This window comes from Veillonella parvula (assembly GCF_024461875.1).
GTDB lineage: Bacteria > Bacillota > Negativicutes > Veillonellales > Veillonellaceae > Veillonella > Veillonella parvula_I.
Window position 1 is genome coordinate 100,684 of sequence record NZ_JANGAL010000003.1, and the last position, 14,521, is coordinate 115,204.

General features: G+C 35.1%; 11 protein-coding genes, 1 tRNA gene, 1 pseudogene and 1 CRISPR repeat array. Of the genes and pseudogenes, 12 read left to right on the forward strand and 1 reads right to left on the reverse strand.

The window, feature by feature from the left end; genetic code table 11:
- Window positions 1-130 precede the first annotated feature (130 nt).
- The gene (locus NE668_RS06305) at window positions 131-1,594 is read left to right on the forward strand and encodes a catalase (protein WP_004694575.1); all 1,464 of its coding nucleotides are present in this window, start codon (window positions 131-133) and stop codon (window positions 1,592-1,594) included.
- 153 nt (window positions 1,595-1,747) lie between these two features.
- Here NE668_RS06305 and NE668_RS06310 read toward each other — a convergent pair whose 3' ends face one another.
- Window positions 1,748-2,629, reverse strand: a complete 882-nt coding sequence (locus NE668_RS06310) for a hypothetical protein (RefSeq protein WP_227037244.1) — start codon at window positions 2,627-2,629, stop codon at window positions 1,748-1,750.
- 269 nt (window positions 2,630-2,898) lie between these two features.
- Here NE668_RS06310 and NE668_RS06315 point away from each other — a divergent pair, with 269 nt between their 5' ends.
- The 11 genes and pseudogenes from NE668_RS06315 to NE668_RS06365 all read left to right on the forward strand — a co-directional run bounded on the left by NE668_RS06315 (window position 2,899) and on the right by NE668_RS06365 (window position 14,517).
- Complete coding sequence (locus NE668_RS06315; RefSeq protein ID WP_227037245.1) at window positions 2,899-3,897, forward strand: 5'-nucleotidase, lipoprotein e(P4) family; 999 nt, start codon at window positions 2,899-2,901, stop codon at window positions 3,895-3,897.
- Between the two features lie 51 nt (window positions 3,898-3,948).
- Window positions 3,949-4,025 (forward strand) — tRNA-Arg (locus tag NE668_RS06320).
- Between the two features lie 466 nt (window positions 4,026-4,491).
- A CRISPR array of direct repeats spans window positions 4,492-5,648; the repeat unit is 36 nt; unit sequence GTTTTAGTACTCTGTAATTTTTCGCTATGATAAAAC.
- A 143-nt stretch (window positions 5,649-5,791) separates the two neighbouring features.
- Entirely contained in the window at window positions 5,792-8,986 is a 3,195-nt protein-coding gene (gene cas9, locus NE668_RS06325; protein WP_227037246.1) for a type II CRISPR RNA-guided endonuclease Cas9, read from the forward strand.
- A gap of 20 nt (window positions 8,987-9,006) precedes the next feature.
- Window positions 9,007-9,903, forward strand: a complete 897-nt coding sequence (gene cas1, locus NE668_RS06330) for a type II CRISPR-associated endonuclease Cas1 (protein WP_174892397.1) — start codon at window positions 9,007-9,009, stop codon at window positions 9,901-9,903.
- Window positions 9,904-9,950: 47 nt separating this feature from the next.
- Window positions 9,951-10,244 (forward strand): CRISPR-associated endonuclease Cas2, encoded by a 294-nt coding sequence (gene cas2, locus NE668_RS06335; RefSeq protein WP_060918928.1) that lies wholly within the window; start codon window positions 9,951-9,953, stop codon window positions 10,242-10,244.
- 9 nt (window positions 10,245-10,253) lie between these two features.
- Window positions 10,254-11,162 (forward strand): hypothetical protein, encoded by a 909-nt coding sequence (locus NE668_RS06340; protein WP_174892396.1) that lies wholly within the window; start codon window positions 10,254-10,256, stop codon window positions 11,160-11,162.
- Between the two features lie 38 nt (window positions 11,163-11,200).
- Window positions 11,201-12,031: a DUF6630 family protein gene (locus NE668_RS06345; protein ID WP_227037247.1), complete on the forward strand. Its 831-nt coding sequence runs from the start codon at window positions 11,201-11,203 to the stop codon at window positions 12,029-12,031.
- Between the two features lie 61 nt (window positions 12,032-12,092).
- Window positions 12,093-12,908: pseudogene (locus NE668_RS06350) on the forward strand (DUF2262 domain-containing protein).
- Between the two features lie 20 nt (window positions 12,909-12,928).
- Window positions 12,929-13,360, forward strand: a complete 432-nt coding sequence (locus tag NE668_RS06355) for a hypothetical protein (protein ID WP_227037248.1) — start codon at window positions 12,929-12,931, stop codon at window positions 13,358-13,360.
- 71 nt (window positions 13,361-13,431) lie between these two features.
- Window positions 13,432-13,938, forward strand: coding sequence for a hypothetical protein (locus tag NE668_RS06360; RefSeq protein WP_227037249.1), 507 nt, complete (start codon window positions 13,432-13,434; stop codon window positions 13,936-13,938).
- A gap of 36 nt (window positions 13,939-13,974) precedes the next feature.
- Entirely contained in the window at window positions 13,975-14,517 is a 543-nt protein-coding gene (locus tag NE668_RS06365) for a hypothetical protein (protein ID WP_227037250.1), read from the forward strand.
- Window positions 14,518-14,521 lie beyond the last annotated feature (4 nt).

A 14,521-nucleotide genomic window follows, 5' to 3' on the forward strand; every position in this document is an offset into this window, starting at 1 on the left:
TGATATTCTAATTACATATTAATGGATAATAATTATCAATTAATAATTTTTATCGTAATTAAGATGTATGATTTAAAAATTATGTAAAGTAAATTACTTTCATTTTGATCTCTAAGTAGGAGTTTGTAACATGAATAATGAAAAGAAACTAACAACAGCCTTTGGTGCTCCCGTACCAGATAATCGCAACTCTGCTACAGCAGGTAAACGTGGTCCTGTATTGATGCAAGATGTTTGGCTCATGGAGAAATTAGCTCATTTTGAGCGCGAAGTGATTCCTGAACGCCGTATGCATGCTAAAGGATCCGGTGCATTTGGTACTTTCACAGTAACCAATGACATTACAAAATATACGAAAGCAAAAATTTTCTCTGAAGTAGGCAAGCAAACGCCGTTATTCGTGCGTTTCTCCACAGTTGCCGGGGAGCGTGGTGCGGCCGATGCAGAACGCGATATTCGTGGCTTTGCCGTAAAATTCTATACAGAAGAAGGAAACTGGGACCTCGTAGGTAACAATACACCTGTATTCTTTATTCGCGATCCATTGCAATTCCCTGATTTGAACCGCGCTGTAAAACGTAATCCGAAAACAAATCTTCGCGATGCGACAGCAAACTGGGATTTTTGGACTAGCTTGCCAGAGGCAATCCACCAAGTAACAATCGTTATGAGTGACCGTGGTATTCCTAAATCTTACCGTACAATGCATGGTTTTGGCAGTCATACATACAGCCTTATCAACGAAAACGATGAGCGCGTATGGGTAAAATTCCATTGGGTTTGCCAACAGCCGATTGAAAATCTTTCTGATGCTGAGGCGGCTAATGTGGTAGCTAGTGACCGTGAAAGTCACCAACGTGACCTCTTTGAGGCTATTGAAAGAGGCGATTTCCCGAAATGGAAATTATGCATCCAAGTGATGACGGAAGAACAAGCTAACAATATGCCGTATAATCCATTCGATTTAACTAAAGTATGGTATCATGACGAATTCCCATTGATTGAAGTTGGTGTGATGGAACTTAATCGCAACCCAGAAAATTATTTCCAAGATGTAGAACAAGCTGCATTTGCACCAACAACTATCATTCCAGGCGTATCTTTCTCTCCTGATAGAATGCTTCAAGGTCGTTTGTTCTCCTATGCGGATGCGCAACGCTATCGTCTAGGGGCAAATTATTATCAAATCCCTGTTAATGCCGCTAAATGCCCTGTAAATATCTATCATCGCGATGGTCAAGGTCGTATAGATGGAAACCATGGGTCAACAATTGGGTACGCACCAAATAGCTTTGGTGAATGGGCTGAACAACCAGAATTCAAAAATCCTCCTCTCGATGTATCTGGTCCAGCTTACCAATATGACTTCTATGAAGACGACTCTGACTTCTTCACACAACCAGGTAAATTGTTCCGCCTCATGAGCCCTGAACAACAACAAGCCTTGTTTGATAATACCGCAGCGGCTATGAATGGTGTACCTGATTTCATCAAAGAACGTCATGCAAAACATTGCTACCAATGTGATCCTGCTTATGGTGAAGGCGTTGCTAAAGCCTTGGGCATGAACATCGACTTTAGCGATGTAAAATAAGATTAATGATACTATTTAAACAATATTAAAATAGTTTATCTAAACAATACTAACGCGATAAAAGAACTTCCTTAAACTAACACGAAGCCCCTCCTTGCTATGTAGCTCATAGTAAGGAGGGGCTTTTGTTGTGGAGAGTGTATTTAAATATTACTAATCAAATTTTTTACTTGTTAGGTCTTGATACATAAGCTTAGCAATTTCATATTGTGGATCACCCGGTTGTAGCTGGTGTGTCGGTAGTTTAAATACGGTTTCAGCTATTTCACTTTTCTTGATATCGATGCCCTTTACATCTTCAGAACGACTTATGGAAATCGTATGTGTTGTTGGATTTATGAAGTATGCATTTACATCGATGCTGAAAGCTTTGTTTTCGTCTTTTCTCATGATTGTACGTAGAATCATGGCTGAAATAGCAGTAGTACCATCTTTTTCACCTAATAGCTGCTTAGATGTATAGTCTACATAATCTGCATAGACATAAATATCGCCGGGTTTGGCCTTGTCATAATCTTGTGTGTAGGCCTCTACTAAACGTAAATCGAGTTGTCTCCCAAATGGTTGAGAGAACATTTCGCTTTGTAATGCTCGTGTTTCATTAACAGGTGGATATATAGGTATTGCTTTTAAACCTTTTAGCATATCCGCGCGAGTTTCATTTTTTCGTTTAGCACGACGTTCTGCACTGACCTTGTCTAAGCGTTCGCGCTCCTTTAACATGGCCTTTTCCTGTTCTTCTTTAGTTTTGTAGGTCTTTACGGATACAACACGGTTACCGGTCATAGTGACTGTTGAATAGATGGGCTTATCTTTAGTAGGTTTTCCCTTAGAAGCAGCAAGAGCAGATTGGATCATAGCTGGTGTTGCACTTTCGATAGATTTTTTCAGCTCTGGAAAATTGGAGTAATCCATATCAACCGTAGCAGTATCTGTGTTTTCAGTAGATTGTACAGGGGCAGCTGCATATGCAGATGATATAGCTAATACAGCTAATAGTGAACTGGCAATAATTGATCGTTTACATAGTTTCATTACATATACCTCTCTTTAGTAAGAAATCTCTAATACCATCAATAGCTGTATTATAGCATAGTTTTTGCATAGATAGATTTAAAACCGTACTTATTAACTCCTAAAAGAGCCTAAGCAACTACCTGAATCGAATCGATTTATGGTATGGTGCATAGGCTCTTTTTTACTTTCAGAAATATACAAATTTTAAAAGGATTTTAGTATAACTATGTAGAATTATATGATGTGTTGAATTTGCACGAAATGTTACATGTGAATAGGAGGCAGTTATGAAATCTAGTAGTTTGGCATGGTATGTGATGGTGGCTTGCATGGGAGGAAGTCTTTGTCTTGGATCCGTAGTACAGGCGAATTCTCCAGCGACGGTGAAAGCAAATAACTTTGTTCCCTCAGATATTGTAATGCAGGCTCAACCGGTTCAGCCTGTTACAGCAGCTAAGAATGATAAAGTTAGTGCTACAGCAAATCATATAGTAGCTAATAATGCAGTAGCTAATAATGTAGTAGCTAATGATGTAGCGGCACAGGAAGCCCTCAAGCAAAAACAACAGTACCAAGCCGAAACTGAAACGATGGGCTTGCTATGGATGCGCACCTCTGCAGAGTACAGAGCGTTGGCGTATCAAGGGTACAATGTGGCAATGAATGCCGTTAAGATGGCCGTTACTGATCCATCTCATCAAAGAAAACCTTTAGCTATCGTTCTTGATGCGGACGAAACTGTAGTGGATAATACCAAGTTGATGGGTGAAAGCATTGTAAATGGTAATGGTCGTTTTGATGCTCCTTGGTGGCGTCAAGCCGTGCATCAAGGAAAATCGCAAGCCATGCCTGGAGCCGTTGAATTCCTAAATGAAGTACATAAACAAGGGGTAGAAATCTTCTATGTTTCAAACCGCTACGCACCTGTAAACCTTGACGTAACGATACAGAATTTTAAAGAACTAGGATTCCCATCTGTCGATAAAGATCATGTACTACTATTCGAAAAAGACTCAGACAAACAACCACGCTTTGATATGATTGCTAAAAAATATTATGTCGTTGTATACATGGGCGATAACGCCGGTGATTTCCCTATTGGCACAAAAGGTAAGACCTTAGCTGAAAGAAATGCCATCATCGACAATCATAAAGAGGACTTTGGTACTACCTTTGTCGTATTCCCAAACCCTGCCTATGGATCCTGGGTAAGTTCTTTAGCGAAAGGCTATCAAAACCTAAGCCCAGAAGAACAAAAACAAGTGAATAACCAATACCTACAATAATAAGGATGTCTTGCGTATACTTTATTAAAAACGATATAATAAAGTATACATGCGTCTATAGCTCAACCGGAGAGAGCGTCAGTTTCCTAAACTGTAGGTTGGGGGTTCGATTCCCTCTAGGCGCACCAGAAGGATAGAGCTGCAGTTTCGCCTTAATACTCGTGAGAATCTATTAAGGTAGGGCCTTATGCCGAAATCAAAGGACACAATTTATTGTGTCCTTTTCCTATTTTAATCATATTAAAACTATCTTTTTATCAAGATAATAGTTGAGTAATTATGGTTATTTAGTAAAAATTAAAACTGATTGATGAATAAAAATTAGAAAAGCTTGACATATAAGTAATGCTGATATATTATGTAATTAGATTTTACCATAGCGAAAGGTTACAGAATCTACTAAAATAAGACTTTATGTCGAAATCACTACTTTTAAGTAGTTATTAACAATAGTATATGTAAATTGAGTTAGTAGTACATATTACTAATGTTTTTTGTGTGAAATTTTGAGCACGGGTCTTATGATCTGTGCTCTTTTTGTTTATTGATTTATTATAGCGAAAGGCTACAAAAGTGCTTAACTTCGTTGTTGGGGTTTTAGTACTCTGTAATTTTTCGCTATGATAAAACGCGGTACAGATGCTGCTCGTGATAAACTTTGTTTTAGTACTCTGTAATTTTTCGCTATGATAAAACCTTCGAACTCATCCCAGGACTCAATAGGTGTTTTAGTACTCTGTAATTTTTCGCTATGATAAAACCAAGAGCCCTTCGAGATAGTGCCCGGTGTAGTTTTAGTACTCTGTAATTTTTCGCTATGATAAAACAAGTTGGATGCAGAAATAGAGATTGATATAGTTTTAGTACTCTGTAATTTTTCGCTATGATAAAACAATTACTAATTATTTACCAGGGTTTTTGTAGTTTTAGTACTCTGTAATTTTTCGCTATGATAAAACTATCAAGCTTTATTATGGATAGCGCATATAGTTTTAGTACTCTGTAATTTTTCGCTATGATAAAACATCCGCATTATTCAGTTGGCTCATAGAATAGTTTTAGTACTCTGTAATTTTTCGCTATGATAAAACCGAACGCTATAGCATCTACCGCCGATGAGTGTTTTAGTACTCTGTAATTTTTCGCTATGATAAAACTCTATACCAGATAAAGCAACTATAACCAGTGTTTTAGTACTCTGTAATTTTTCGCTATGATAAAACGTTCGCCATCTTTGACTTTGCGAATACCATGTTTTAGTACTCTGTAATTTTTCGCTATGATAAAACAAAAAGAAGAATGTGAAGATTGCCCTGCATGTTTTAGTACTCTGTAATTTTTCGCTATGATAAAACTCAATTCGCCGAATGTTGGTGCAATCGTAAGTTTTAGTACTCTGTAATTTTTCGCTATGATAAAACTCTATGAAAATCTAGAAGATTATATCTTGTGTTTTAGTACTCTGTAATTTTTCGCTATGATAAAACTCACCACATCAACAGATATTGAAGTGAATGGTTTTAGTACTCTGTAATTTTTCGCTATGATAAAACATCAAGTTGTAACTTTAGGCGGCGGCCCATGTTTTAGTACTCTGTAATTTTTCGCTATGATAAAACCATCATGCTTACAACATCATTGCTCACATTGTTTTAGTACTCTGTAATTTTTCGCTATGATAAAATTTAGCACAGAGCTAGGTAGGTGGTTTTTTTGTTTTAGTACTCTGTAATTTTTCGCTAAAAAATACCATTAAGAACGTCCATGTACACAGAGGTTTAGTACTTTGTGATCGTTGCTTATGATAAATTTAGAATAATAGAAGAGAATAATTTTCTAATTATTATAATTTTATGTATTAAATAGGATTAATAATTTTTAGGGGAGGGTATATATGGGATATATACTAGGATTAGATATCGGGGTTGCTTCTGTTGGTTATGCAATAATTGATGAAAATTATAATGTCCTAATTAGTGGGGTAAGACTATTTCGTGAGGGTACGGCAGAAGAGAATGTAGCACGCAGAGGGTTCAGAAGTATTCGTAGAAGTATGAGGCGGAACCGTCATAGATTGGATCGACTAAAAGAACTCTTGTCGAGTGCACTAGGTGTGAGTGGAGATCAATTTTATACAAATCTCTATGAAATTAGAGTTAGAGGACTTAGTAATAAGCTTTCGCCTGATGAATTGATTGCTGCAATCATTCAATTGGCTAAACATAGAGGTATATTTTATTTAAGTCCAGAGGATCTTGCGACTGAGGACGGAAGTAACCAGAGTTCAGCAGATATTATTCGAACTAATGAGAATAAGCTTAAAGATGGAATATATCCTTGCCATGTTCAATTAGAAAAGTTGAATACTACGGGAAAAGTACGAGGCATTGAAAATAAATTTACTCATGGATCATATCGTAGTGAATTAATTAAACTTCTTGAAGTTCAATCATCATTTTATCCAAAATTAAAAGGGATAATGGATGAGGTTTTATGTATATATGATTCTAAACGTGAATATTATGAGGGGCCTGGTAGTTATAAAAGCCCCACACCTTATGGGAGTTACCAATTAGATGAAAGTGGCAATGTCATTAAGATTAATTTGATTGATAAAATGCGTGGTACGTGTACGTATTTTCCTGATGAATTAAGAGCACCTAAATGGAGCTATAGTGCATGCTTATTTAATTTGTTAAATGATCTAAATAATTTAACGATTCAAGGTGTGAAGATAACTGAAGTTCAGAAACAAGAGCTGATTAGTGAATATGTAAATAAAGGTAAATCGGTAACGATTCCTGCTATTGCAAAAGTATGCAGTGCTAAAAAGGAAGATATTTTTGGTTTTAGAATAGATAAGTCGGAAAAACCAATTTTTACAAAATTTGAAGGATACAATGAGTTATTAAAAATCGCAAAGTCTGTAAGCGAAGAAGATGCAATTGAAGGTAAAAAACAGTTAGTAGATGATATATCTGAGATTCTAACTAAAGAAAAAAGTATAGATGTGCGTGAAAGAAAATTAGTAGATGATTTAAATTTATCTACTAGTTTAGCCAAAGAAATTGCAAAATCGGGGGGCTTTACTACATATCATTCTTTATCATTTAAGGCTATTAATTTAATTCTAGATGATTTATTGAAAACTAGTAAGAATCAAATGGAATTATTTACGGAGGCAGGCATAAAACCATATAATCATAAATTTTCTCAAAATTATCAGTTAAGTGCTAATTTATCTGATTGGATTGTATCACCTGTTGTTAAACGCTCTATTAATGAAACCATTAAGGTATTTAATGCATTGCGTAAATATCTTAAAACCCAAAATGGTGATGATACTGAGTTTAGTGATGTAGTAGTTGAATTAGCACGAGAAAAGAATAGTCAAGAGAAGAAAGATCTGATTAAGAAAATTCAGAAGGCCAATGAAGAAAAACGTTATAAAATTATGGAACTTGTTAAAAACAGGAAACTTACAAGTGCAGAGTTTGAACGTATTAATTTACTGTTAGAGCAGGATTTTAAATGTGCATATTCTTTAGCGCCTATAGAGTTATCTGATGTGTTTAAAGCCGGCCTTTTAGAAGTTGATCATATTATTCCATTATCTATATCTCTAAGTGATGCTCAGTCTAATAAAGTGCTTGTCTATCAAGGAGAAAATCAAGCGAAAGGACAACGGTCACCATTCCAATATTTCAGTAGTGGTAAAGCAAAAATAACCTTTGAAAGATTCAAAGAATATGTTACTAAAAACTTGAGTTTTAGTAATGCTAAAAAGAGAAATTTACTATATCTTGGAAATCCAGTTGAAGATATGAAAGGATTTATTGATCGCAATTTGGTCGATACACGTTATGCATCTCGTGAAACCTACAATTTATTAAAATCCTTTTTTGATTACCATAATATAAATACCAAGGTTAAAGTTATAAACGGTTCTGCAACAAGTTATTTTAGAAAAAAAGCGTATCTATCAAAAAATAGAGAAGAGACATATGCCCATCATGCGCAAGATGCTATGATTATTGCTGGTTTTGCAAATACGAAACTGATGAAATTTTTCTCGAAAATAGGTGCCTTTTCTGAAAGTTTGAACAATAAGGATTCTATTGTAGAGGTAGATGGCAATATTATAAATTCTGAAACGGGCGAGGTATTAGAACAAGAATTATTTGATAAATCAGAGAATGTATCTAACTATATTCAGTTCTTAAAATGTATTGAAAGTATAGAACCGTTATATTCTCATAAGGTGGATCGTAAACCTAATAGAGCTTTATATGATCAACAGATAAAAGCGACTCGAAGCTTTGTTGAAGATAATAAAGAAGTAACCTATATTATCACTAAATATAGCGATATTTATAATACTGGAACTGGTAATTCTGGCAGTAAACTAAAAAAAATGATTTTAGAGTCTCCTGATAAGTTGTTGATGTATCATCATGATTATAAAACTTTTGAGATTTTTCTCAAGATTGTAGAACAATATGTGGAAGAATCTAACCCATTTGCAGCCTATAAAGAAGATCATGGACCAATTCGTAAGTATTCAAAAAAAGGAAATGGACCAATTATTGAATCGGTTAAATTCCGAGAAAAGCAGTTAGGTTCTCATCGTGTTAATACAAAACAGCAGGGGAATAATAAATCAGTATTTTTGAAGATAAAGAGTTTGCGTACAGATATCTATCAAGAAGGAAAAAATTATTTAGTATTAAATGTACCATATGATATGGTTCAGTTTATAAATGGGAAGTATTTAATTAATCAAAGCCAGTATTATAAGGCTAAAAAAAATCAGAATATCTCGGAGGATGCTAAGTTTGTTACCTCTCTTTATAGAGGAGATTTCATATCTTATGAATATAAAGGTGAAGTTTTAAGTTGTATATTCAAATGTATGAATAGTGAGAAAGAACATAAAGTAGAAATTTCTTTTATAGATAGACCTACAAATAAACAAGTGCGATTATCAATAAAAACCTCTATTAAGAACTTAACTAGATATAATATAGATGTATTAGGTAATAAATATAAAGTTACAGATGAAAAATTAGAGTTTGATGTTACGATTTAATGTTGCAGGGAGTGCACATTATGGGTTGGCGAACAATTATTATTGAACAGAGTCAGCAAGTTTCATTACATTTAGACAACTTAAAAATAAAAATGCTTGAAGGGGACTATTTAGTCCCCTTACAAGATATTAGTATAGTTATTTTTAATAACTATAAATTAAATGTTACAACGCAACTATTATGTAAGATGAGTCGCTATCAAATTTGTGTAATCATTTGTGAAAAGAATGGATTACCGTCTGTTGTTATGAATCCTATAGCAGGAAATTATGTAACATTTAAAAATCAAGAAATACAACTGAATATGAATCCATCTAGACCAGGTGATTTGTGGAAAGCAATTATTGAACGTAAGATAAATAATCAAATGTTTGTTTTAGATCATTATTCATTGTCATTAGATACAATTGAGATAATGGAATCTTTAAGAGATACAATTCAGCCGTTTGATACGGAAAATCATGAAGGTATTGCTGCAAAAGTTTATTTTAAAGCTTTATTTGGTATTGATTTTATACGTGATAGAGAAGAGGGGGATCCTATCAATAATGCTTTGAATTATGGATACTCTATTATTAGAGCCCTTATGGCAAGAGCATTAGCTGCTAAAGGACTTATATTATCAATAGGGATAAAACATCATAATATATATAATCACTTTAATCTCGTTGATGATTGCATGGAAATATATAGGCCCATCATAGATGATTGGGTCTATTCTTGTATTTATGTGCCTGAAGTTTTGTTTTCAAGAGATATAAAACTTAATTTAATTACTATGCTTTCTGAGCGTACAGTACGTCATCAAAATATATCTTACTCAATAGCAGATTCAATGAATAGATTTGCAGATAGTCTCGTTAGATGTATGACTGATGATAATGAAGTATTAGATTTACCATTATTAGATATATGATATTGGTGTGTGAAATGAATAGGTACAGAATGGTGAGAGTATTAATAATGTTTGATTTACCTATGGATGATACTGTTGCAGTTCGTCATTACACTCAGTTTAGGAAGTTTTTGATACGGCAAGGGTATTTTATGATTCAGTATTCTATTTATTGTAAGATTATGCCTAATCGGGATAGTATAAAGTCTCATATTGAATATATTAAGCGCTATTTACCGCCAGATGGAGCTGTATATGTTTTGCAAGTTACAGAGAAGCAGTATCAAGGTATGAAACTATTAACTGGAAAGAAACAAATTATCGAAGAGAAGTTAACGATTGATAAAACTATCATTTTCTAGGAGGCGTCTATGAATGGTGAATTGGTATTATCAGGATATAGACTTTTAGAACCAGTCCATATTAATTTACAGGCTATAACAATTGTAGTGCCACAAGATGATTTTAGGACTATGCCGGTTATATTTGATTTTATAGAACGATATTTTGATAAAAGGAGATTCTCCCAACAATACCCATTTAATACATTGAATCTTAATAATAGTGTATGTAGAGATGATGAGTTTGAAATTTTATATATTCCTTCAAGAGTAGATTCAACAGAGCTTTTTAAGATTGCAAAAAAGAGTTTATTGGGTAAGATAACTGAGAAAATCTATAAAGAAGTTTCAATATCTGAACGGGAAAAATGCTTTAATCAGTTGAATTCTGTAATACTTTTGCCAATTAATGAATTGTTATCTCGTTATAATTTAATATGCGAGAGTAATATGAATGATTTTTGGAGTTTTAGTAAGATTATAGATGTACTATCTAATGATATGGAAATATATGGTACGTTTGATGAACGATCGCAGTATGATTTGAAATATATGCTGGTAGATTTGTTTGCTGAACTAGATATAGGAAAGAAGAAGCTACTCCTATTAGATTTACCTGAACAAGGCTTATCAACAGAAGAATTTCACTCTTTGTTAGACTATCTTAATAAAAAATGTTCAAATATTGATAATGTTATAGTTTATACGCAATCTAGTGCTATTACTAATATATTTGAGAAGCCCTTATGCTATCATATAGTTAAAGATAATCAAATATGGGGAATGGATGATTACGATGAAATTGAAGTTTTATTGCTAGAGGATAGTGGATCTATAAATTTACTGGAGAAAGAGCGCCAATTTATACAAAGTTTGTTTAATCGTAGTCTATTTGAAACAGAGTATAAAGAAATTAGTGATTTATTTTTTTGTAAATAAGCTGGAATTATAAAATATAGTAAATAAAGTGAGTATATATGAGTATTTACAATTGGATTCAAGAAAAACTATTTGATGATTACGAAGAATGGCGTTTGAGGTGCCCTGATTATAATCGAAATGGTTTTAATATAGTAGGAATAGATAATACCCTAAAGGCTATGCATGATGGGTTTTTCATGTATATAGAATTGTATCCACCTCATGCCATCGATGGTTGCACTGCTATGAAAGCGCGTGTAGGAAAAACGCCTGATGCAGTAGATATATTCTTAGATATAGATGGTAAGACGTATCGTATGGCTGATGTAAGTTATCCTGATGCAGTGAAGATGATGCGGGCCTTTGTGAAAAAACGCAGAGTACCTGATTGTAGTTCATGTGTAGAAGTAGCGTATCTAGATATCGATCAGATGAAACTGACATTTACAGAGTTAGCAACGTTGTTGCTAGGCGATGCTAAACAAGCTAAATCGTTTATGACCAAGGCTAAGTTGCGTTCCATGGAAGCCTTAGAAGATAGTTGGTGGAATCTCTATGAAAAATTAGTAGCTAAAGGATATGCCGTAGAGTTAAGCTGTAAATGTGAATTAGAGGATTTTATTCATAATGTACAGAAATTAATACGTAACAAGTCTTTAGATACTAGTGAAGGTCTAACTATTGACCCAGCAGCATTAGATGAAGGTCAAGTCATTATGGACTGGTGTGCTGATCTTAATTCTAAATGGGAAAACTATACGTTAGCAGGCATGGATATTGGAACCGATAGCTTTGTGCTCATGGTGCTTTCAAATGAGGAATTCAAAACAGCCCAAGAACTAGCGAAAGAACTATTACATAGAATCGATGTAGCTGAGCGATTATGATGGTGTTAGGTTATAGACTAGTTATATATTTGCTTGTATGTGATAAATAGGAGAGAGTTATATGAGTATCGTACGTCTACCAGAATATGAAGCAGAGTTTGAGCCGGAAGTGTTTGAAATCTATGCATTGCCGCGCAGTGATGCAAATGGGGCTAGTCCTTATTTAGATAAGTACCATAGACCACTGGTGTCCACCGATGCTATCTTAGATACTCGAACTGACGTGCTTGACCGTAGCGAAGGCATTTTGACGTGGATTATTGAGGGTCTTGACGATAGATGGGGATATTCTTTTGAGCCTTATGGGGTCTATAAATTGTTAGTTAAGAAAGCAAAACCCTTAGAGGACTTGGGCTATATGCGCCCGTCTTGGAATAATCGTTAGTATGTGCTTGAGGTATTAGAGGAGCATGCTAAACATAGCGAGTTAGAGGCCTTGTCGGCGTATTTGAAAACCCCTAAATACCTTCATACCGACAGGGATGACTTCTTGTTAAATCGAGAGTATCAATATTACACAGCGAGAATTGATGATTATGCATTCACCCTTGATGTGGATGAGGGCTCTGATGAAAGCTGCACCATAGCATTGGCTGCTTTCAATACAATCGATAATTTCAAAGCATTTGAACAACGAATTAGTACCTATATTAGTGAAAAATTGCTAGACCTTGCTAATGATTGGCTCGACAATGATGACCAGTACCCGATTACATCAGACGTATTTGCCAAGCGTATTACGATGGGCGAATTGGCGTTTCGCAACGATGGCACCATAGAGGTATATTATGACGACGATGATATCTTCTGGGGGCACTGTATCATAGCCCATATTGATGCGGATGGGAACCCTGTTGATGCAGATATTGCAGGATAATCAATTAATGGAGAGTCCTAATGAGAAAATCGGAATTAATGACATTATGGAATGTTGAAAGCTGGTCTGAAGAACCGTATGGCGTTTACTTTGTATCTCGCCGATTGGGCATTAATCGTTTAGAGAATGTAGGAAAGGCCTTTAAAAAACTTAATATTAGTTGTACCGGTTATACTGAAGATGATGTACTTTCACTATCAATATGGGAGCAATTATATGTTCAATTAGATGAATTAGACCAACTGGCGAAGGGGCTCATACAAAAGGGAATACCGCAAGAAGAGTCTGTTGTACTAACGCTAACGGATATAATGCTGGATAAATCAGGTTGTTACGATGCATTTGCACTAGGCTATGATGTGGGAGAATCCTCAGCAGGACATCTATATGTTTTGGTTCCTTTTGATGAAAACTTTACGGCTCAACAAGATGTGATATACGAAACCTTATAGAGTTGTTTTAAAGTGGTGATACTGGTGTTGTATTCTACCTAAAAATATAAGTGATATGCAGGAGAGAGACTATGGAAGATATATATAAATTAGTCAAAGATTTCTTCAGTCATGATATGGATTTAGATGATTTATTTGATTCCGAAGCTATCATCTGGATTGATTGGCGCGAGGATGACGAAGATGTGGTGCGTTATTTCAATGATATGATAGATGAGCCTATCGATATTCAAACCGTTAGTAATGGCAAGCCCTATGGTGACGATATTATGCTACAAAAAGGCGATAAAGAACTCTTAATTCCTTACGGTGATGAGAAAGATTGGGATGTGACCATCAAATACTTCAACGACTTCGTTAAACCTGATTATGAGGTGCGTTGGTTTGTTGAAAGCCTTGGAAATGATACGCTCGGATTTACCGTGCTTTCAGGGGCAGAATGGTCCAAATTAGACGATGAATTTGGGGCGGATACGGTTCGCTACTATTTTGAGCCAATTGATCTTGAAAGTAATATGTTTAATCTCGACATGGATGAAGTTTCTGCATTATTAGAATTACGAGAAAATAATAGATGAAATAGAGAGATGAGAGAATCAATAAGAGGGAAGAATATGGATTATTTAAAACTATTGTGTGAAGATTCTAGCTTGGCAGCAAATTTTGATGCTCTATTTGATTTCTTTTTACTCGATGAACCTACAAAACGTGATGAGGTAGAGGGGCGATGTACCTTTTCTGTGGACGGAGTAGCTTTTGCTCGTGATGGTGCCGGTGGTGAGTATCATCAATTAAAGGATGGATCAATCGGATATATGAGTAGCGAAGGTGAATGCGGTCGCATAGCTGAAAGTATAGACGATTTAATTTGTTTATTGGTGTATAGCATTTGCTGGCATGACTATTGTGACTCTAGCCAATATACGGATGTAGGAATTCTTGAATCGTATGCTAAGGAGCGATATGCTCAAATTACATCTTATACAGAAATGGACGAATGGGAAACAGTTGTTAAGGCGCTAGGCATGCCTTCTGAAGCAAACTTGGCTGCTGTACTGCAAAAGTTTTACGATGCGGCACATCGAGAACCTGTATACCAAGGCTTTTACCATGAAGAAGATGGTAGTATTACGGCTTATGAAGGTCTATTCTTTTAATATG

Coding starts and splice junctions, on each gene's coding strand:
- cas9 (WP_227037246.1), top strand. CDS start 5,792: ATGGGATATATACTAGGATTAGATATCGGGGTTGCTTCTGTTGGTTAT.
- NE668_RS06360 (WP_227037249.1), top strand. CDS start 13,432: ATGGAAGATATATATAAATTAGTCAAAGATTTCTTCAGTCATGATATG.
- cas1 (WP_174892397.1), top strand. CDS start 9,007: ATGGGTTGGCGAACAATTATTATTGAACAGAGTCAGCAAGTTTCATTA.
- NE668_RS06340 (WP_174892396.1), top strand. CDS start 10,254: ATGAATGGTGAATTGGTATTATCAGGATATAGACTTTTAGAACCAGTC.
- NE668_RS06310 (WP_227037244.1), bottom strand. CDS start 2,629: ATGAAACTATGTAAACGATCAATTATTGCCAGTTCACTATTAGCTGTA.
- NE668_RS06365 (WP_227037250.1), top strand. CDS start 13,975: ATGGATTATTTAAAACTATTGTGTGAAGATTCTAGCTTGGCAGCAAAT.
- NE668_RS06345 (WP_227037247.1), top strand. CDS start 11,201: ATGAGTATTTACAATTGGATTCAAGAAAAACTATTTGATGATTACGAA.
- NE668_RS06315 (WP_227037245.1), top strand. CDS start 2,899: ATGAAATCTAGTAGTTTGGCATGGTATGTGATGGTGGCTTGCATGGGA.
- NE668_RS06355 (WP_227037248.1), top strand. CDS start 12,929: ATGAGAAAATCGGAATTAATGACATTATGGAATGTTGAAAGCTGGTCT.
- NE668_RS06305 (WP_004694575.1), top strand. CDS start 131: ATGAATAATGAAAAGAAACTAACAACAGCCTTTGGTGCTCCCGTACCA.
- cas2 (WP_060918928.1), top strand. CDS start 9,951: ATGTTTGATTTACCTATGGATGATACTGTTGCAGTTCGTCATTACACT.